This is a genomic window from Streptomyces sp. NPDC048566, assembly GCF_043199735.1.
In the GTDB taxonomy this organism is placed as follows: Bacteria; Actinomycetota; Actinomycetes; order Streptomycetales; family Streptomycetaceae; genus Streptomyces.
In genome coordinates this window covers 41,563-60,703 of the sequence record NZ_JBICWL010000020.1, presented here as the reverse complement: position 1 = coordinate 60,703, position 19,141 = coordinate 41,563, and the positions used below count along the sequence as shown (strand labels likewise).

Sequence of the window (19,141 nt, the reverse complement as noted above, 5' to 3'; positions counted from 1 at the left end):
AAGGGCCGCACCCCCGTCGGACGGGGGTGCGGCCCTCTGCTCGCTCGCCGGACCGGCTACTTGCGGATCAGGTTGCGCAGCACGTACTGCATGATGCCGCCGTTGCGGTAGTAGTCCGCCTCGCCGGGGGTGTCGATGCGCACGACGGCGTCGAACTCGACGCCGGTGTCGGTGGCGACCTTCACCGTGCGCGGGGTGGTGCCGTTGTTGAGCTCCTCGACACCGGTGAAGGAGAAGGTCTCCTCGCCGGTCAGGCCGAGGGACTCGGCCGTGACGCCCTCCGGGAACTGCAGCGGCAGGACGCCCATGCCGATGAGGTTCGAGCGGTGGATGCGCTCGTAGGACTCGGCGACGACGGCCTTGACGCCGAGGAGCGCGGTGCCCTTGGCGGCCCAGTCGCGGGACGAACCGGAGCCGTACTCCTTGCCCGCCAGGATGACCAGCGGGATGCCCTGGTCGATGTAGTTGCGCGAGGCATCGTAGATGAACGACACCGGGGCGCCGTCCTGCGTGAAGTCGCGGGTGTAGCCGCCCTCGGTGCCCGGCGCGATCTGGTTGCGCAGGCGGATGTTGGCGAACGTGCCGCGGATCATGACCTCGTGGTTGCCGCGGCGCGAGCCGTAGCTGTTGAAGTCGCGGCGCTCGACGCCGTGCTCCGTGAGGTACTTGCCTCCGGGGGTGTCGGCCTTGATCGCACCGGCCGGGGAGATGTGGTCGGTGGTGACCGAGTCGCCGAGCTTGGCCAGGACGCGGGCGCCGGCGATGTCGGAGACCGGGGTGGTCTCCATCGTCATGCCCTCGAAGTAGGGGGGCTTGCGCACGTAGGTCGACTGGGCGTCCCACTCGAAGGTGTCGCCCTCGGGGATCGGCAGCGCCTGCCACTGGGCGTCGCCCGCGAAGACGTCCTGGTAGGACTTGGTGAACATGTCCTCGCCGATGGCGTTGGCCACGACGTCGTTGACCTCGGCCTCGGTGGGCCAGATGTCCGCGAGGTGGACCGGCTTGCCGTCCTGGTCGGTGCCGAGGGCGTCCTTGGTGATGTCCACCTTCATGGAGCCCGCGATGGCATACGCGACGACCAGCGGCGGGGAGGCCAGGTAGTTCATCTTGACGTCGGGGTTGATGCGGCCCTCGAAGTTCCGGTTGCCGGAGAGGACCGAGGTGACGGCGAGGTCGTGGTCGTTGACGGCCTTGGAGACCTCGTCCGGCAGCGGGCCGGAGTTGCCGATGCAGGTGGTGCAGCCGTAGCCGACGAGGTTGAAGCCGACCTTGTCGAGGTAGGGGGTGAGCCCGGCCTTGTCGAAGTAGTCGGTGACGACCTTGGAGCCCGGGGCGAGGGTGGTCTTGACCCACGGCTTGCGGGTCAGGCCCTTCTCCACGGCCTTCTTCGCGACGAGCGCGGCGGCGACCATGACGTACGGGTTCGAGGTGTTGGTGCAGGAGGTGATGGCCGCGACCGTCACCGCGCCGTGGTCGATCTCGTAGGTGCTGCCGTCGGGGGCGGTCACGGTGACCGGGTTGGACGGGACGCCGTTGGAGGTCGCCGGGGCGTCGGAGGCCGGGAAGGACTCCTTGCCCGCCTCGTCGTCGTCGGCGACGTAGTTGCGGACGTCGCTCTTGAACTGCTCGGCGGCGTTCGCGAGGACGATGCGGTCCTGCGGGCGCTTCGGGCCGGCGATGGAGGGGACGACCGTGGAGAGGTCGAGTTCCAGCTTCTCGGAGAAGTCGGGCTCGGCGGCCGGGTCGAGCCAGAGGCCCTGCTCCTTGGCGTACGCCTCGACGAGCGCGACCTGCTGCTCGGAGCGGCCGGTGAGCTTGAGGTAGTTCAGCGTCTCGCCGTCGATCGGGAAGATCGCGGCGGTGGAGCCGAACTCCGGCGACATGTTGCCGATGGTGGCGCGGTTGGCGAGCGAGGTGGCGGCGACGCCCTCGCCGTAGAACTCGACGAACTTGCCGACGACGCCGTGCTTGCGCAGCATCTCGGTGATCGTGAGGACCAGGTCGGTGGCGGTGGTGCCGGGGGTCAGCTCACCGGTGAGCTTGAAGCCGACGACGCGCGGGATGAGCATGGAGACCGGCTGGCCGAGCATCGCGGCCTCGGCCTCGATGCCGCCGACGCCCCAGCCGAGCACGCCCAGGCCGTTGACCATCGTGGTGTGCGAGTCGGTGCCGACGAGGGTGTCGGGGTACGCCTGGCCGCCGCGGACCATGACGGTGCGGGCCAGGTGCTCGATGTTGACCTGGTGGACGATGCCGGTGCCCGGGGGGACGACCTTGAACTCGTCGAAGGCGGTCTGGCCCCAGCGCAGGAACTGGTAGCGCTCCTTGTTGCGGCCGTACTCCAGCTCGACGTTCTGGCCGAAGGCGTCCTTGGTGCCGAACTTGTCGGCGATGACGGAGTGGTCGATGACCAGCTCGGCCGGGGCCAGCGGGTTGATCTTCGCCGGGTCGCCGCCGAGCTCCTTGACGGCCTCGCGCATGGTGGCGAGGTCGACGACGCAGGGGACGCCGGTGAAGTCCTGCATGATCACGCGGGCCGGCGTGAACTGGATCTCCTGGCTGGGCTGCGCCTGCGAGTCCCAGCCACCGAGGGCCCGGATGTGGTCGGCGGTGATGTTCGCGCCGTCCTCGGTACGGAGCAGGTTCTCCAGCAGCACCTTCAGGCTGTACGGAAGGCGAGCCGAGCCTTCCACCTTGTCCAGCCGGAAGATCTCGTACGACTCGTCGCCCACCTGCAGCGTGCTGCGGGCGTCGAAGCTGTTCGCCGACACGACAGTCTCCTTCATTGATGTGCGCGTTCCCACCGCATCCTGCCGCCACGAGGTCGTGGACGATCCGCTAAGGTAAGGCTAAGTTAGGTAACCCTTACCACGGGATCGGCGACGCGGTGCGGCTGCGGTACGCCTCGGCAGATATCTCGATGTCGAGATAACTCTAGTACATGGGGGCGGCGAGGTCATGCCCGGGCGCTCCCATGTCCCGACAGGTCCACCCCCGCCTTCCCGGTACCCCCGCGGCACCCCGTCGCACCAGGCGACCCCCGGCGCCGCGACGGAAGGCGCCCACCGGTACGGCCGCCGGCGCCGGCGCCGGGTGCGACCGGCGCGCCACGGGGGTGATCCACGCCGTGGCGCGGATCACCCGGGACGCGGGCGGGCGCCCTCCCCGGCGGCACTCCGGCGGGGAGAGCGACGGCGGGAGGCGCGGGCGAGGAGCGGGGAGGCGCCCCGCCCGAAATCCACCGACCCGCCACGCCTCCGCACACCGCCGCTCGGGCCGCAACGCGCCGACCCGGAGCCGGGAGGACGCCGAGGCGGGTGGGTGGATGCCGCGCAGGGACGGACACCGGTCGCGGCGCAGGCGGGCGGGCATACAGGCAGGCACGCACGCGACGGACGGTCACCGGAGTACGGGGCCAGGGCGCCGTCCGGCAGGGGCGAGGGGTGGCACGGAGGAGGCCGACGTGGACGGATCGGACCGAGCCGTTCGAGCCAACAGGCTCTCAGAGAAGACGGATTGACCACCGAGGGCCCCAGCAGGGCTGCCTCCCGGTCAAGTTGACGGGGCGACGCATGGACGGACAGGCACGTCGCGCCACTTTCGGGGTACCAGGTGTTTCGCCGGGAGGGCCCCGGCACACCGAGGCGAAAGGGCCGCCATGCCGCTCACGTTCCGCAAGAGCTTCAAGATCTTTCCCGGCGTGCGACTGAACATCAACCGCAAGTCGATGTCCGTCACCACCGGCGGTGGCGACCACGGTCCGCGGGTCACACACAGCACCACCGGCCGCAGGACGACGTCGATGAACCTCCCGGGCCCGTTCGGCTGGCGCAAGACCCGCAAGGCCCGGTGACACAAGCCGGACATACATCACCCGAAGCGACCAACCGTCACATACGCATCGCCAGGCGGCGCGGACCGGCGGCGACATCGACGACCGCGGCACGCGGCATCGCTCGACGGTCGCCGCCGCGCCGGCACCGCGGAGGCCCGCGCCATCCGAACTCCCCTGCGAGCGCGACACCATGGAGCCCGTCACCCGGAAGGCGGCGCTCCATTTCTTTTTATCTCACATCCGATATACGGTCGCGCCATGGCAGACGACTACCTCGTACGCATCGGCAAGCTCATCCGTGACGCCCGGCAACACCGGGGCTGGACACAGTCGCAGCTCGCCGAGGCGCTCGGCACCAGCCAGAGCGCCGTGAACCGCATCGAGCGCGGCAACCAGAACATCAGCCTTGAGATGATCGCCCGCATCGGTGAGGCCCTGGACAGCGAGATCGTCTCGCTCGGCTATGCGGGTCCGATGCATCTGCGGGTCGTCGGCGGCCGTCGTCTGTCCGGGTCGATCGACGTCAAGACGAGCAAGAACGCCTGTGTCGCCCTGCTGTGCGCCACGCTGCTGAACAAGGGGCGCACGGTACTGCGCCGGGTCGCCCGCATCGAAGAGGTGTACCGGCTGCTGGAGGTGCTCGGCTCGATCGGCGTCCGCACCCGGTGGATCAACGGGGGCGTCGACCTGGAGATCGTTCCCCCCAACGAGCTGGACATGGAGGCGATCGACGCCGAGGCGGCCCGCCGGACGCGCTCCATCATCATGTTCCTCGGCCCGCTGCTGCACCGCCTGGACGCCTTCAAGCTGCCCTACGCGGGCGGCTGCGACCTCGGCACCCGGACCATCGAGCCGCACATGATCGCGCTGCGCCGGTTCGGGCTCGACATCGCGGCGACCGAGGGGCTCTACCACGCGCAGGTGGACCGGTCCGTCAGCCCCGGGCGGCCGATCGTGCTGACCGAGCGCGGCGACACCGTCACGGAGAACGCGCTGCTCGCCGCCGCCCGCCACGACGGCGTCACCGTCATCCGCAACGCCTCCTCCAACTACATGGTGCAGGACCTGTGCTTCTTCCTGGAGGCGCTGGGCGTGCGGGTGGAGGGCATCGGCACCACCACGCTCACCGTGCACGGCGTCCCGACCATCGACGTCGACGTCGACTACTCCCCCTCCGAGGACCCGGTCGAGGCGATGAGCCTGCTGGCCGCCGCCGTCGTCACCGAGTCGGAGCTGACGGTGCGCCGGGTGCCGATCGAGTTCCTGGAGATCGAACTCGCGGTCCTGGAGGAGATGGGGCTCGACCACGACCGCACGGCCGAGTACTACGCCGACAACGGGCGCACCCGCCTGGTGGACCTGACGGTCCGGCCCTCCAAGCTGGAGGCGCCCATCGACAAGATCCACCCGATGCCGTTCCCCGGCCTCAACATCGACAACGTCCCCTTCTTCGCGGCCATCGCGGCCTCCGCCCAGGGCCAGACGCTGATCCACGACTGGGTCTACGACAACCGGGCGATCTACCTGACCGACCTCAACCGCCTCGGCGGCCGGCTCCAACTGCTGGACCCGCACCGCGTCCTGGTCGAGGGCCCGACCCGCTGGCGCGCCGCCGAGATGATGTGCCCGCCCGCCCTGCGCCCCGCCGTGGTCGTCCTGCTCGCGATGATGGCCGCGGACGGCACCTCGGTGCTGCGCAACGTGTACGTCATCAACCGGGGTTACGAGGACCTCGCGGAGCGGCTGAACTCGATCGGGGCGCAGATCGAGATCTTCCGGGACATCTGATCGGCGAGGTGTCGTGCCCCTTGGCAGCAAGGGGTACGACATCACAACATGCCAGCTGAACTGCGGGTACTCACCTTCACGACCCTCCGTTGATCACTGTTGTTTTTCAGCGCCTTGTGCAACGCCCGTCCAAGATGATCTTAAATGGCTGACGATACGTCAGGAGTTTTTGAGTATCCGTCAGCCATCACGGAGGGTTGTTGTCGCCGAAGTGGCCGTGCCGGCACCTTCCGGTACGCGGGCAGCAGGGGCGTTCAGTCGGCCGCGTTACAGGAAGTGTTCACCGAATGCGCGGAACAGCTTCCCGAGGCCCGTAGGCAGATCGAGGACGGCAAGTACCGCCTGGACCTGCCGCTGGGAATGCGACGGGACTGCTGCACGAGTAGGTGACAGCGGGGGTTATGCAGCCGGAGCTGCGGGTGGGGTCAGGATGGTCTCGTATTCGACGGGGGGCAATCGGGCCAGGCGTTTCTTACGCCGGCGGCGGTGGTAGGTGCGCTCGATCCAGGTCACGATCGCGATCCGTAGTTCCTGGCGGGTGGCCCGGGTGCGGCGGTCGAGGACGTTCTTCTGCAGCAGCGCGAAGAAGCTCTCCATGGCCGCGTTGTCGCCGGCGGCACCGACTCTGCCCATCGATCCGATCATGCTGTGACGTGCGAGAACTGCGACGAACTTCCGTGAGCGAAATTGCGACCCGCGGTCGGAATGCACGATGCATCCTGCGACCTGACCGCGACGGGCGACGGGCGACGGGCGGACTCAAGGGCTCTCACGGCGAGACTGGACGTCATATCCGGGCGTCGATGGAATAGCCCACGATGCGGCCGGAGTACACGTCCTTGACGGCACACAGATACAGCTTGCCCTCGCCGGTCGCGTGCTCGGTGATTTCCGTCAGCCACAACCGGTTCGGCCCGGCTGAGGTGGAGTCCCGCCGCACCAGGTCATCATGGACAGGCAGCCCGGCCTTGGCGTTCTTACCGCGGCCCCGTCGTTTGCCGAACGCGCTCCACCAGCGGTTGTCGCGGCAGATCTTCCAGGCGGTCCGCTCGGCCATCGCCTCACCGGCGGCGCGGGCCTCGTCGAGCAGGAAGCGGTGGCCGAACTCGGGATCGTCGCGATGCGCGTCGAACAAGGCGTTGGCCCGGTATGCCTCGGCGAGCTCGGAATCGGTGACCGGTGAGGCCAGCCATCGGTAGTAGGGCTGGCGGGCCAGCCCTAGCACCCGGCACGTCACCGACACCGGCACCCGGCAAGGGGCAGCGGCGGCGGCCAGCTCGCGGACGAGCGGGTACATCATTTTGACGGCAGGTTCGCCTGCGACAGATATGCCGCAGCCCTCCGCAGAACCTCGTTCTCCTGCTCCAGCAGCCGGATGCGCTTGCGGGCCTCGCGCAGCTCGGCGGACTCACCCGATCCCGTTGCGGGCCTGGCGCCCTCATCGGTGTCGGCGCGGCGCAGCCACTTCGACAGCGTGATCGGGTGGACGCCGAAGTCGGCGGCGATCTGATCCAGCGTTACGCCGGGCTCGCGGCTGCGCGCAGACCCGCACGAGGTCCTCGCGGAAGTCCTTCACGGCTTGGGCACTGCAACATCCTTCCAGGCCGCCTCTCAGCAAGCCAGATCAGGTGTCACCCAAACCTGCAGCAGACCCAGTTGGCATATGCATGGGGCATCCGAGTGGAGTGCGGCTACCTGAGTACCGAGGGCGCTGCACCTCGCCGACTGCGCCGAACCAGTCTACTGAGCGTTTTCAGCGTGGCCACTGATCAGGTGACGCCGGTGAGGTCGAAGTGAGGGCCGCAACGCGCAAAGCCCCCGTGCCGTTGGGGCGGCGTTCGAAGTCTCAACCAATCGGCATAGGAGCCCTGTTGGTTCCCTATTCGGCCCGCCCCTGAGGGGGGCGGGCCTTTTCTGTTTCACGCCTCAGCGCACTACCTTGCCCCGGGGAGGCTTCTTCACCTGGCCCGGGATGGTGTGGTTGGGGTCGCAGTCGAAATGAAGCCGGCCGGTAGGGCCCCTCTCGATCTTCACCCAGTACGACCGGGCAGAGGTCAAGCTGACGGTGAACGCAGTCTCCACGGTCCCGTTGGGATACCTCGCAAAGCCCCAGTCACCGGAGTTCTTGATCAACTGGGCCAGGCCATCGGCCACCGGTCTTTCAAGTACTTCTTCTCCTCCATCAGCTCTCCACCTTGTCCCGTCCGGTCCCGTCAGGTTCCTGTCGGAGCGTCATGTAGACCTCCCCGGGGGTCATACCGTAGTCCTCCGCGGTCTGTTCGTACGTCTGATTCTGGCTCCCGCAAGAATCCAGCCCTTCAACGCGGGCTGTACCGCCACTCAGTGCTTTCAGCGTTGCCGCTCCAGGGTGAGGACGTAGCCCTGTCCGTTTGCGGCACCCACCCCCACATGCCCGGCGTCACCCGATCAGGGGACGCGCTGAAACGCTCACTGCTGGGCGATGGCCGCGCGAATCCGGTGGTCGACGAGGAGGTCGTGCACAAGGTGGCCGAAGTACGTCACGCATTCCGGGTGCTGTCGCAGCATCGCCGCCACCGAACTGGCGGCGTCCCCGTTCAGGGTCGTCCACCAGGAGAAGCCATCAGCCTGCCCGCTCTGGTCGTCCAGGAGGGGGATCCATTCGAACGCGCCACCGCAGCACGCTTCCAGGAGATCGAGCTCCCTCGCCCGGGCAGCCCCCTCGGCGATACTGGCCAGCCACCTGACGGTGGCGTCGAGTTCCTCGGAACCGTGGGAGACGACCGAGCCGAAGAGTGTCGCCATCGCGGACACGACCTCTACAGCACGAGCGGCGTCGGTCAGCAGGTCCGCCATGATCGAGGCGACGGGAACCTTGATCAGCACGTCGAAGTAGAGAGCAGCATCGTCGGGATGCCTAGCGGCCAGCGTTAGGAGGTCCGACCCCGCACCCGTCGACCCGGCGAACAGTTCCCGCTGGAGGTGCTCGCCGCGTAGCGCAACGGGCTCTGCCGGCTCGTCCAGCTCTCGCGCGACGAAATCGAGGAAGGCGGACACCGTGGCCGGGCGTCGCTCCGGGTCCCTCTGGGTCGCCTCCCGGACGATCGCACGCCATGGGCCCGACTTCGGGAGCAACGGGACGTTCACGAGGGGCATCTCGCCCGTGACGGCCCATCCGATGAGCTGCCCCAGGCTGTAGATGTCGGCAGTGGGGTCCACGTGGTGGACGTCGCTGTAGTGCTCAGGGGCCGCGAAACCCTCCGAGCCGAGGAAGACCCCCACGCGGGTCCGCTGCGGATCGGTCGTCTGCCCCAGGGGCCGCCGCGCGATCCCCCAGTCTGCCAGGACCCAGCGGCCGTTCAGACGCAGGACGTTGGCCGGCTTGATGTCCCGGTGGATCCATCCCTCACGGTGCGCCACCGCGAGGACCGAGCAGAGGGACTCCAGCAACTCCCGCAGGGCCGCATCATTGGAGAACTCTTCCCGGCAGTTCTCGGCGGTGGCCTCCGCGTACGGCATGACGAACCAGGTGTACTTGGGATCGAAGTCCAGCACCGGCATCGCATGCGGGTTCCCGGTCAGGCTGCGCCCCCATTCGATCTCCCGCTTCATGCGAGCAACTTGACGGCCGGGCGGGTACTTGTCCTTGAGCTTCTTCAGGATGACGACCTTGCCACTGGGCTTGTGCACCGCCTTGAAGACATCTGCCTGGCCGCCGTCGGCGAGGGGTAGCCGTTCACACCGGTAGTCCTTACGCTCGCCCTGCCTGGAGTGGCTGACCAGCTCTCCCGTTCGTGGCGCGACCAGCGGCTTGCCAGCGATCTCCTCCAGTTCCCCGGCTTCCGAGAAAAGGGTGATCCGATCGCTTGTGCGGGCGATGGCATCCGCGAGGGTCGCCGAAGCCCGTGGGTTCGCGTCTACCGGCCGCCGGGGAGCGACGACGTTCTGGAAGACCTCTGCGGGATCAAACCCCTCGGCAAGGTACTGGAGCACCTCGCGCTGGTCCTCGGGCAGCAGTGGCTGGAAGGCGTCGAACTGCGCCCTGTCCGTGATGGTGCGGATGGCCTCCAGAGTCTGGCCGTCGATGCCCAGCGCTGTGAGGTCGGTGGCGGAGAACCGAGCGAAAAGAGTCATGGGAACGTGGGAGGCGGGCCGCGAAGTGACCAGCCGCTCCATGGCAGCAACGTCCCGCACCTCCAGGCTTCCCATCGCGGAGTTCACGGAGACGAGCCGGGTGGCGGCCCACTGCAGGGCCTCGTCGTGTGGCAGCACCGTGAGGAGGAGAAAGGTCTCACTTCCGTCGTCGGGCGCGAGGAGCACGCCCCTCCAGAAGGCGGTGATGCGTATCGTCCTCATCCGCGGATCACGGGCCATGCGCGCGACGGACAACCCCAGCCCCTTGTCCGCGTACAGCTCGGCCACCGTCAGCGACTGGAACTTGGTGATCGCCTTGCGAACCCCGGCCCGGACGGGCTTCTCCAACTGCTCGTAGTCGGTCCAGAACGTGTGCACGACGGCGAGCTGCGGCAAGGCTAAGTCTCCAACGCGAGAGGCTGGTTGTCCGGCTCTCCAGCGTATCGCCCGGCGTCGATCGGAAGTCGTGCCGTTCGCCGGTCCGGCGCCGCCTCCGGGCGCACGTACTTTGGCACCTTCCACGCAGCGTCCGGTGTAGCGCCCCCGAGTCCACCGTCATCAGGAGATACAGGAACGCGATGAACAACAACAGCGGAACGAGCCACAGCGGCTGACGGTAACGTCCCCGTCATCACCGCCCCCGCGGCAGCGCCAGCCACAGCCGTCACCGCGTTCCCGCTCCGGACGCCGACTACCCGGGCCACCGGTGGAGCCAGATAGACGAACACGAGACCCGCGACCGTCCCTACGAGCAGCAGCGGGTTGTGCCGCACTTTGCGCTTAATCGCTCCGCGAGGCCCGGCCAGATCCCTCGGGCATGCTGTTCGAGTCGACCCAACCTACAAGGGTAGAAACGGGCTAGGTTTGCCGTGCCAGGAGATGCGCAGCGCGTCGCGGGCTCGGGTAGTGGCGACGAACAGCTGGTTGTGGCTCTTCTTGAGCTCGCGTTCGTACCGCTTGGGGTCAGTCGTCTTGTACTTCTCGACGACAGCAGTGCGCGGGAGGATGCCGTCGCTCGCGCCGATGACCGCGAGCTTCTGGTACTCAAGTCCCTTAGAGGTCCTAACAGAAGCTGTTGATCATGTGACTTTCGGCTTTGGTGGTCGTTGGTCTGGTCGTGGGGAAACGACAGTCGCGGCCGTGGATCGTGTCGGATGAACTGTGGTCGCTCATCGAGCCGTTGCTGCCCGAGCCGGGTCCGAAGCTGGTCGAGGGCAGACCGCGGGTGCCGGACCGGCAGGCCCTGTGCGGGATCCTGTTCGTGCTGCACACCGGGATCCAGTGGGAGTACCTGCCCCAGGAGCTGGGCTTCGGCTCGGGCATGACCTGCTGGCGGCGCTTGGCCGCGTGGAACGAGGCCGGCGTGTGGGACGCGCTTCACTTGGTGCTGCTGAAGAGGCTGCGGGCTGCGAACAGGCTGGACTGGTCGCGGGCGGTGATCGACTCCTCTCATGTCAGGGCGGCCCGACGCGGCCCAAAAGCGGCCCCAGCCCGGTCGACCGCGCACGGCCGGGCAGCAAGCACCACGTCGTCACCGACGCCCAGGGCATCCCGCTCGCGGTGTCCCTGACCGGCGGAAACCGTAACGACGTCACGCAGTTGCTGCCTCTGCTGGACAAGATTCCGTCGGTGGCGGGTGTCGTCGGCCGGCCCCGACGCAGACCCGATGCCCTGCTTGCCGACCGCGGATACGACCACGACAAGTACCGTCGTCTGCTCTGGCAGCGCGGCATCCGCCCGGTCATCGCCGAGCGAGGCGTTGAACACGGCTCCGGCCTGGGCATCTTCCGCTGGGTGGTCGAGCGCACGATCGCCTGGCTGCACGGCTTCCGACGACTACGGATCCGCTGGGAGCGGCGCGACGACATCCACGAGGCCTTCCTCGGCCTCGCCACCTGCCTGATTACTCACCGACACGTCCAACGCCTTTGTTAGGACCTCTTAGAGCGGTGCATTCCGATGGGGACCTCGCCGCCACCTTGCGGGCCTTCCTTGGTGAGGGTCGCTGTGGTGATGCCGTGCTTGGTCTCCAGGTCGGCGCGACGCGGCCAGCCATGTCGCCGTCGGCGACGCAGACGGCCATGGTGCCGCTGGGGTCGCGTACGGTGCCGTCCTCGGTGGGCTGGGTGATGTCCGCGTTGCTCTGCCGGGCTGCTCGGTGAAGTCGGCGAGCGATCCATTCACTTATGGGAGATCGCGTTGACACACTAGCCCGTGCCCATCGAGAGGTCTCAGCTATGTCGCGCCCGCTCGAATAATCGCCCTACGCGTTCACCGTCCCGCCCCTGGTCGAGGCGGTGCCGGCTGCGCGAGACAGAATTGTGAGCCGTGCAAGGCGGCTCGGACTGGCCCTGAACGAGGAGCTGGCCCAGGACTTGAAGTTGCTCACCGGGGAACTGGTCACGAACTCGGTCATGCACACGCGGGCCGCGTGCGTTGTGTCCGTACGGTGGATCGGAGAGCGGCTCCGTGTGGAAGTCACCGATGTTGACCCCACTACGGTGCGTCCGTCTCAAGCTCGGTCCGCGGACGGGGGCGAGCCGTGAGGGGTCCTCGACGTCACCCGCCAGATGGTGAATTGGCTCCGACTGCAGCCGTGACGCCACGGCAGCTTCGGGGCCGGCTCGTCGAAGGCGTCGACGTCGATGTCAAAGCCTCCATCAGCCCCGGAAGGATTCGCACCTCCACTGGTTGGTGATCTGGTTGGTGACCACTCCGGCCCGCTAGTGTCAGGACACGGCCGGCACATGCCTTTGTATGTCGCTGTCGCCACGGCGATCTCCCTGTTCGCGCCTTCGCCGATGAGCGCGTCGAACGGTCGCTTCAGCGTGTCGAGCGCTCAATGGCGACTACTCCCAGAGGCTGGGTGAGGTCTTCAGAGACAGCGACGGTTGACTGCCATCCATAGTCATCAAAAAGATGGAAGATGCAAATATACTTGCTTGGATCTCTACATTCGACCATGGCGTCAGCAAATCGAATCAGATTAACACTGGCACCATCAGACGATTCGGAGGAATCCTTGACACGACTGCTGTACTGGCGCGCCAAAGTCTGCGGGGTAGCCAACCAGAATGGAATGTCAGCAGGAGTGGGATTGCTGAGGGTTTCGACCGCAACATTGGCAGCATCCCATCCATCCTCTACCAATCTATTGCATAGCACGCGGGCTTGGTCAGTTGAAATAAAGCCCACCGCGCCGACCGTGGTTGATGCTGGATCACCTCCGACACCCCTGACTGCGGTCGCCGCTATCGGCTGGTTTAGATCATCCGATACAGCAACAAGGATACGCCACCCCTGGTGCCGGATGGAGAAAAAGCGGATGAAAGACTCATTGGAAATAACTTCGAGTTTCTGAGCGAACCGATCCAGATCCAATGCGCGTTCAACGAGATCGCCGTATTTCCCGAGACGCAGTCGGTAGATTCCTGCCATGGAAGCGGTCTTTACTCGCGACATCTCCACCGCCGCGAGTTGAGACTGCTCAAGTGCCGAGAGTGCAAGCCGGGCCGACTCCCAGCCCACTCGAACGAGTTTCGCACAGCAGTCGATTGCTTGGTCTACATCCAAGACCACGGAGGCCGGCACATCCATAAGCGGCGTCTTCCTTTTGAGAATCAGACCAGGGGCGGCCACCTCGCAGTGTTCCCAGTGGCCGCCCCAGGGATCAGTTCATCAAGGAGCTGGGACGTGGAACACCTTAGCTCCTCGAACTATTCCTTCCACGAGGCTCTCGTTACTTTCCCAGAGCTCGGTACTGAACATGATTGACGGGTATATGGGCTGCCCCAGAGGGAGCTTTACCTGCAGGATCACTCCGGGAAGATCACTACGACCCTCGGCAGCGCCACGCGCATACGTCAGTGCTGTCTGCTTCGATGTCGACCACGAGGTGTAGATGCTGTCGGTGTTCCCATCATGATGGGTTTGCATGCTAGCTGAGCCGCCTCGCGGCTCAGCTATGCCGTGTACCGCGCTATTGTATGCCGGGCTCTCCGTGGAAACACCCCGGTACAGGTAGTTAAAACCGGGTTCCTCAGCGATCGAACTCAGCGAGAAGGAGCTTCCGCCGCGGAAGACCGGGTCATCTGCGTGTGCCGCTCCCGGGCCGAACCTCAAGCCCGAAGGATTCGAGGAGAACCTGCCCTTGAGCCAACTGAACGCGGGCCCGAGAAGGCTGCTGCTGCCGCCGCCCGCCGCTCCGAAGATCAGGTCCCAGGGGCCTGTAGGACGGCAGTGCGCTTCGTTGACGCCCCATGAGAACGCTGCGCCCACGCTCGCGTTGACGACCGTGGAGGTGGCGAGCGCCCGGCCTCCAGTGAGCCCGAGGCCGCGGGCTGCGGCGTTGCCAGCGCCTGGCATGAGTACACCAGCGATAGCGCCGGTGAGGGCTCCTTCGCCGCTCGCCTTGGCTAGGCCGCCCCAGGTGAAGCGTCCGTTTCGGTGCTGCCAGGAGTAGACGCCCCCTTCAAGCACGGCTCCGAAAGCGGCGCCAATGCCGGCGCTGACGCACAGAGGGCATTGACCGGACGGGTCGGCCTGGTTGACCGGGTCATTGCCAGCGTAGGCGTAGGGAGAGGGGCTGAAACTGCTCGCAGGGGCGGGGACGGGGTCGGTGGTGGCGAAGCGGGCCGTGGCGGGGTCGTAGCTGCGGGCTCGCAGAGCGAGATGGCCGGTGAGATAGGGGTCTTTGTATTGGCCGGTATAGCCGAAGACACTGGTCTGCCCGTTGGTGGTACTCGCCTTTCCGGTGGTCTCACCCCAGGGGGAGTAGGAGTAGGTGTAGGTCTCCTTGCCGGTGGCGTCGTTGACGGAGCGGACGGAGTTCTGGCGGTCGTGCAGGAGGTAAAAGACGCCTGTGGTCTGGTTGACGGCCTGGGGGATGCCGGTGGGGTTGTAGTTGTGGTCGGCGATCAGGGCGCCGGTGCTGTTGGTGTCGGTGGCGATCTGGGCCAGTGGGTTGTTCAGATCCCAGCGGGTGGTGCGGTCCCGGGTGCCGTTCTTGTTTGAGGTGGTGCGGTTGCCGTCGGCGTCGTAGCCAAAGGTGAAGGAGTTGGCACCGATGGTGGCGGACTTGATGCGGCTGGCGGCGTCGTAGGTGTAGATGCCGGTGGCGTCCTTGGTGAGGTTGCCGTCGGTGTCGTACGTCAGGTTGGTGGTGGTACTTCCTGACACGCGTTTGGTCAGCTGGTCAGCGGCATCGAAGGTGTTGGTGACGGTGGTGGTGCTGGTCTTGGATGTGGTGAGGTTGCCGACCTTGTCGTAGCCGTAGCTGGTTCCGCTGGTGCCGTCCAGACAGGATGTGGTGGCGAGGGTGTCGGTGCAGGCTCGGGTGAGGCGGCCGGTGCCGTCATATCCGTAGCGGCTGGCAAGGCCGGTGGTCGTGGCGTCCTTAAACTGGTCGGCGACGACTCGGCCGTCGGGGTCGCGGGTGAACTGGCGTGCCCCGGTGCCTTCGGAGACGGAGGCGAGGTTGCCGGCCCTGTCGTAGGTGCGAGACTCGGTCAGCGCCGTGGTGGTCGGCAGTTGCGCGGATGTGAGATTGCCTGCCTGGTCCCAGCCGTAGGTGATGGTCTTGCCGCTGGTGGACTGCGTTTTGATGCGGCCGTCCGCGTCGTAGACGTAGCTGATTGCGTAGCCGTCCGGGTAAGTGCGCGTCCTGACGGTGCCGTCGCCGTTGTAGGTGTACTTGAACGGGTTGGCGGCGCCGGGTGAGGTGATGGTCAGCGGCCGGCTCTCTGCGTCGTAGGTCAGAGTGCGGGTTCCTGTGCCGTCTGCGACCGTCGCGACTCGCCCTGCTGCGTCGTACGTGTAGGTGACGGATGGCGTGCCGTCGGAGTAGGTGCTCTTGGACGGCAGTCCACGGCTGTCGAAGGTGCTGATGATCGTCTGGCTGCGGGCGTTCGTGACCGTGGTGCGGTTGCCGTCCGCGTCGTAGGCGTACGACGTGGCGCGGTTCAGGGGGTCGGTGGTCTTGGTGAGATGGCCGGCTTTGTCGTAGGCGTACGCGGTGGTGTGCCGGTTGGGGTCGAGACGCGATGTCAGCTTGCTCATGGCGTCGTAGCCCAGGGTGGTGATGCCGCCGTCGGGAGCGGTGATCTTGGTGAGCCGGTCCAGATCGTCGTAGCCGTAGCCGGTCTTCTTGCCCAGCGCGTCGGTACTCTCGGTGACGTTGCCTACCGTGTCGTATGTGCTGGACGTCTTATTGCCCAACGGGTCGGTCTGGCCGGTGACGTTGCCTGCGGCGTCGTACGAGGTGTGCCAGGTGTACTGAGCCGGGTCAGCGCCGGTCACGTTGCCCCGCGGTTCCACGGTGTCGGTCAGGAGACCGTCGCTGTTGTAGCCATAGGTGGTCTTGTTACCCATCGGCGAGGTCTCGGACGCGAGTCGCCCGGCGGTGTCGTAGCTGTAGGTGATGGTCTTGCTGTTCCGGTCCCTGACCGTGGCCACCTGGTTGTTTGCGTTGTACGTGCTGATGATTATCCGGTTCAGGGCGTCCGTGGCTCGCAGGACGTTGCCCACGTCGTCGTAGCTGTACTTCCGGACGTTGCCGAGGGGATCGGTGACCGACTCGGCCAAGTTGTCTGCGGTGTAGGTCGTGGCGGTCGTGTAGCCCAGGGGGTCAGTGACCGTCGTCTTGTTCCCGGCCACGTCGTAGCCGTACTTCCAGGTGTACTTCGCCGCATCAGCCCCGGCTGCATTGCCTCGCGGCATCGTCATGGACAGCGCGCGGCCGGCCTTGTCGTACGTGTAGGTCGTCTTGCTGCCGACCGTGTCCGTCGCGGACAGGAGACGTCCCATGGCGTCGTAGGACTGCTGGCCGGTGTTGCCTGCGGCGTCGGTAGCGCCGGTGGCGCGGTTCGCCGCGTCGTACGTGCTTGACGTCGTCTTACCCGTGGCGTCGGTGACCGAGGTCAGGTTGCCGACGGCGTCGTATCCGCGCTTCGTAACGCGGCCTTTAGGATCCGTGGTCGTCAGGAGCCGGTCCGCGTCGTCGTACGTGTACTTCGTGGTGAACGCTGCCGGGTCTGCGCCTGAGGCGTTCCCTCGTGCGTCGGTGCTGGTGGCCACTCGCCCCGACGCATCGAAGGTCTGCGTGGTTGTAGCGCCGCTCGGAGACTTGACGGATGTCTGGTTGCCTACTGTGTCGTACCCGTAGGTCGTCGTTTTCTGCAGTGGGTCGGTCTCCGTGGCGAGCTGCCCGGTAGCGGTGTAGGTGAAGGTGGTGACGTTGGCCAGTGGATCCTTGACGGTGGCCAGCAGGTTGCCGGTGGTGTAGGTGTACGTCGTGGCGTGCACCTCAGGATCTGTGGACTTGGACAGGTTTCCGTTTGTGTCGTAGGCGTACTGCCAGCGGGCGCCGGAGGGCGCGGTCTCCGTCGTCAGACGGCCTGCCGTGTCGTAGGCGTACGACGTGAAGTGACCGAGCGGGTCGGTGGCCCTGATGAGGTTCGCGGTGCCGTCGTAGTTGTAGAACGTCCGGTTCCCGAAGGGGTCGTACTGGACGAGCAGGTAGTTGTGGGCGTAGACGTCGGTCCATACGCCCCCGTCCGGGGCCGTGGTGTCCGTCTCTCCGCTGCGGTACGTGTAGGACGTGCTGTTCCCGAGGGCGTCTTTCTGAGTGGCCACGCGGCCCTGGGAGTCATACGTGCTACGTACCGGGTAGTGCCCTGCCGCGTCCTGGATCGAGTTGAGTCGGCCTCCGGTGTCGTAGCCATAGGTGATCTGCTTGGCGTCGGTCCCGGTGACGCTCGTCAGGCGGCTTGCGGTGTATCCGTAGTCGACGTGCCGGCCATCAGCGAGCTGCACGCGGGAAAGAAGGTCGCCGGAGTACGTCGCCGTGGACGTCCGGCCCGCCGCGTCGGTCACGGACGCCAGGTGCCCGGCCGCGTAGCGGTAAGTCACGCCCTGGCCTGAGCGGTTCTTCGAGGAGGTGAGGTGTCCGCCGGAATCGAAGCTCAGGGTCCGCTTGTCCGGGGTGGTCAGGGTGTACGTGCCGTCGTCCAGGGACTTCAGGGCCGACCGCGAAGTGGCGGGATCCGTGAACGTGCCGTCGGACTTCTTGGTGTAAGGGTATTTCGCCCCGCTCTCCGACGTGTAAGTGATGTTGCCGTCCGCGTCCTTGGCCAGTTGGGCGTCCCAGGGAAGGGTCCATCCCTGGCCCAGAGAGCTGGCCGCGGTGTTGTCGGAGGAGTACCGGCGGGTGAGGTCGAGGCCACCCCCGACGGACGACTGCTGGGCGTCGGTGAAGGAGCCAGAGAACGCGCCCGTGGCGGTGTTCACCGAGGCACCGCGCTGGGCCTGCGGCTGGGCGAAGGCCGTGCTCAGGGACGCGCACTCCGGGGCACATGCGTAGGTCTGGTCGGTGGGTATCCCGTGGGCCAGGGTCATCACCGTGACCACGCCACCCCTGCCGCCGGCAACGTCGACGACGGTGGCGAGCGCCTTGATGGAGAAGTTTCCGATGTTGGGCTGGACACCGGCGCACTGTGTGGGATCGACCGACGCCTGGAGAGTCACTACTGGGTCGTTGACTTCGGGATGGACCAGTGAGTAGGCACCGGAGTGGGCCGTCACGACCTGGCCCGAGTCATAGGCAACGACATTGGGGCCGCAACCGACTTCCCAGGTCACCTTGACCTGATGCAGAACATCGGCGAGCTTGCCGTCCGCATCGTGAGTGGAGTCGGAGTTGGTGATTTCGGCGCTCGCGAGAAGCGTCTCGCCTTCGAAGACCTGCCCGACGAGCGCATCGGGGCCCAACGGGCTAGCGCCCACCACCGACCGGTACGAGCCTTCCGAGCCGACCGCTGCCACGTAGTTCACGACCCCGTTGGGTACATCGACGTCGCCCGCAGCCGCGCGCCCACTGCTCCTCTTGGCCCCTGCCACAGAGCGGGACCGGGCTGCAATCTTCTTCGCCTCGGCCACGGCATCGGCCTCGGTCAGCTTCTTCCGATGGACGTCGAGAGTCGGTGCTTTGAACCGCTGCTGGTCAACCTGTTGATGACGCTGCTTCAGCGTCATCGGTCTCTGGTGCATTGAGAGTCTTGGCCCGTCCGCAGAGGTTGTGACCGCGGGCGCCGACTCGGCTGTCTGCTTCTCCACCGACACCGCCGTCGCGGCCCCCGCAAAGATCACAGACCAAGCGGTAACGACGCTGACAACGGCCCGTCGCAGTCTAGAAGAACGTGCCACTTCAACCCCCTCGATCACGGCCCACCAGGATGCAACCCGAAGCGATCATGTAACTACGGAAAGTGACAGTATAGAATCGAACATGGCCATGTCAGTGTCAGATTCGTGCGTGGCCTATGCGTGGCCTAGACCGGTCCATGGATGGCCAGATCTACATACAGCAGTCTGAGCGCGCCCCAAGAGGCGTTGTCGAAGCAAGATCCG

Annotated in this window: 7 protein-coding genes and 4 pseudogenes; 4 read left to right on the top strand and 7 right to left on the bottom strand. The window is 66.4% G+C overall.

Features of this window, described 5'->3' with window-relative positions:
* Positions 1-56 precede the first annotated feature (56 nt).
* A complete protein-coding gene (acnA, locus tag ACGFS9_RS25270) occupies positions 57-2,771 on the bottom strand; it encodes an aconitate hydratase AcnA (RefSeq protein ID WP_393256402.1) in 2,715 nt (904 codons plus the stop codon).
* Positions 2,772-3,658: 887 nt separating this feature from the next.
* On the opposite strand from acnA, the gene ACGFS9_RS25265 reads away from it, so the two are divergent.
* A complete protein-coding gene (locus tag ACGFS9_RS25265; protein ID WP_393256400.1) occupies positions 3,659-3,853 on the top strand; it encodes a DUF4236 domain-containing protein in 195 nt (64 codons plus the stop codon).
* 240 nt (positions 3,854-4,093) lie between these two features.
* Entirely contained in the window at positions 4,094-5,623 is a 1,530-nt protein-coding gene (locus tag ACGFS9_RS25260; RefSeq protein WP_393256399.1) for a helix-turn-helix domain-containing protein, read from the top strand.
* A 399-nt stretch (positions 5,624-6,022) separates the two neighbouring features.
* Here ACGFS9_RS25260 and ACGFS9_RS25255 read toward each other — a convergent pair.
* The 4 genes and pseudogenes from ACGFS9_RS25255 to ACGFS9_RS25240 form a co-directional block, all read right to left on the bottom strand.
* A pseudogene (locus tag ACGFS9_RS25255) lies at positions 6,023-7,159 on the bottom strand (IS3 family transposase); the annotation flags it as partial.
* Positions 7,160-8,071: 912 nt separating this feature from the next.
* A complete protein-coding gene (locus ACGFS9_RS25250; protein WP_393256397.1) occupies positions 8,072-10,132 on the bottom strand; it encodes a serine/threonine-protein kinase in 2,061 nt (686 codons plus the stop codon).
* A gap of 80 nt (positions 10,133-10,212) precedes the next feature.
* A pseudogene (locus ACGFS9_RS25245) lies at positions 10,213-10,512 on the bottom strand (glycosyl transferase family 2); the annotation flags it as partial.
* A gap of 63 nt (positions 10,513-10,575) precedes the next feature.
* Positions 10,576-10,791, bottom strand: a pseudogene (locus ACGFS9_RS25240) (3'-5' exonuclease); the annotation flags it as partial.
* 44 nt (positions 10,792-10,835) lie between these two features.
* On the opposite strand from ACGFS9_RS25240, the pseudogene ACGFS9_RS25235 reads away from it, so the two are divergent.
* Together ACGFS9_RS25235 and ACGFS9_RS25230 are read left to right on the top strand one after the other, a co-directional pair.
* A pseudogene (locus ACGFS9_RS25235) lies at positions 10,836-11,671 on the top strand (IS5 family transposase).
* A gap of 350 nt (positions 11,672-12,021) precedes the next feature.
* Positions 12,022-12,282 carry an ATP-binding protein gene (locus ACGFS9_RS25230; protein ID WP_393256459.1) on the top strand — a complete coding sequence of 87 codons (261 nt, stop codon included), beginning with the start codon at positions 12,022-12,024 and terminating at the stop codon, positions 12,280-12,282.
* Positions 12,283-12,559: 277 nt separating this feature from the next.
* Here the strand turns inward: ACGFS9_RS25230 and ACGFS9_RS25225 are convergent, their stop codons facing one another.
* A complete protein-coding gene (locus ACGFS9_RS25225; protein WP_393256395.1) occupies positions 12,560-13,174 on the bottom strand; it encodes a hypothetical protein in 615 nt (204 codons plus the stop codon).
* A 240-nt stretch (positions 13,175-13,414) separates the two neighbouring features.
* Complete coding sequence (locus ACGFS9_RS25220) at positions 13,415-18,766, bottom strand: RHS repeat-associated core domain-containing protein (RefSeq protein WP_393256394.1); 5,352 nt, start codon at positions 18,764-18,766, stop codon at positions 13,415-13,417.
* Positions 18,767-19,141 lie beyond the last annotated feature (375 nt).